Annotated in this window: 1 protein-coding gene; it reads right to left on the reverse strand. The window is 62.7% G+C overall.

The genetic code is table 11. The features are described 5' to 3' along the window. Positions 1-258: 258 nt before the first annotated feature. Positions 259-1,919, reverse strand: a 1,661-nt coding sequence (gene bamA, locus I5M_RS20995; protein WP_031337253.1) for an outer membrane protein assembly factor BamA, incomplete at its 5' end; no start/stop codon positions are given.

The raw sequence follows: 1,919 nt of genomic DNA on the forward strand, positions 1-1,919 counted from the left end.
CAGCCCGAGATGCGATGCTCGGCACGCGACTCGTCGGCCAGAACTGCCTTGGTCAGGCTGGCGATCTCCGCCAGGCTAGCCGCCGGTGGCCGATTGAAGAACGAAGCGGATGCCATTGTTTCGATCGCGGTCCGAACAGATCTCGTGGGAAATCCGGTTCTGACGGGATCAGAACCGGATTTGGGAGACCTGTTGTGTCGCGTTTCTCTCGCCCTGCCAAGCAAAACGAGCTGGCAAAATCAGGAGAGGAGAAGCGCCTTAGAACGAAGTGCCGCCGCCGAACCGGAATTCCTGCACGCGGTCGTACTTACCCTTGGTGAGCGGGATCGCGTAGTCGAACCGCAGCGGTCCAAACGGCGAGGCCCAGATCAGGCCGACACCCACCGAGCTACGAACCACATTGGTGTCGTCGTAGTTGAGGCCAGTGCAGGTGCCAAGCGACGTCTGGGTGGCCTTGATGCAACCCGGCGTGTTGACTTCGTTGGTGAGGGTCCAACCGGTCGGGCCCTTGTAGTCGAACAGCGAGCCGGCGTCGGCGTAGACGGCGCCCTTCAGACCCACTTCCTTCGGCAGGAACCAGAACGGCATCTGCAATTCGGCCGAAGCGCCCCAGTAATTGGTGCCGCCGAGCGCGTCGCCGCCGTAGCCGTAAATCGCGTAGGTGCCGATGTCGCGTGCGCCGATGCCGTTGGGGGCAAAGCCGCGGACCAAGTTCGGACCCATCTGGAAGTTGTCCAGCATGCGCAGCTGATAGCCGCCGTAGCTGCTCAGGTTACCAGCCTGCAGGTGGACCAGGCCGACGATGTCGGACACGAGCGGGGTGTAGTACTTGGCGTCGAACGCGGTCTTGAGGAACTTCACGTCACCGCCGACGCCGGCGAAGTCCTGGCGGAAATCGACCAGCAGACCGTCGGTCGGGTTCCGGGTGTTGTCCAGGGTGTTGTAGGTGAGCGTGTAGCCCAGCGCCGAAGTCCAATAGGCGCCGTTCGACAGGCCGATACGGACCGGCAGCGAGGCTTCACCGTCGCCATAGCAGCCCAGCACCCCGTAACCCGTGTTGTTCGGGTTGCCGGCGTTGATGAATTGCGGCGTCGGGAAGTAACCGGCGGTGCCGAGGTTGTTGTTACAATTGTTCAGCACCGACGGCAGGGTGATTTCCTGCTTGTACAGCGAGTAACGCAGCTGCAGCGTCAGGTCTTCCCGCAGAGCGAAGCCGAGCCGCGGGCTGAAGCCCAGCGTCTTGGTCGAATACGAGATGTAGCTGTTGGCGAGCTGCTGGCGCTGGTAGAAGTCGAGGCCGAGCGCGACGCGGTAGTCGAGCAGATAGGGCTCGACGAACGACAGCGAATAGCCGCGGGCGTATTGGCCGTACTGCACCGACGCCTTGGCGAACAGGCCACGACCCAGGAAGTTGCGCTCCGAGATCGAGACTTCACCGAGCGCACCGTCACTGGTCGAGTAGCCACCCGACACCGAGAAGTCGCCGGTCGACTTCTCTTCGAGGTTGACCACCAGGATGACGCGGTCGCTCGACGAGCCCGGTTCGGTGGTGATCTTCACCGACTTGAAGAAGTCGAGATTCTTCAGTCGCCGCTCGGCGCGGTCGACCAGGGCGCGGTTGTAGGCGTCGCCTTCGGAAATATCGAATTCACGGCGGATGACATAATCACGCGTCCGGGTGTTACCGACGACGTTGATCCGCTCGATGTAGAGCCGCGGCCCCTCCTCGATCTGGAACGCGATCGAGACGGTGTGGGCATCGAAGTTACGGTCGCCGCGCGGACGTACGGTCGCGAACGCATAGCCGCGACGCGACAGCTCGATCTGCATCTCCTCGACCGACTTCTCCAGCGCCTCGGCGTTGTACAGCGAGCCGACACTGACGCGCGAGAAGCTGCGCAGCGAGTTGCCGTCCAGCG

It is taken from the genome of Rhodopseudomonas sp. B29, from assembly GCF_000333455.1.
Classification (GTDB): Bacteria; Pseudomonadota; Alphaproteobacteria; order Rhizobiales; family Xanthobacteraceae; genus Rhodopseudomonas.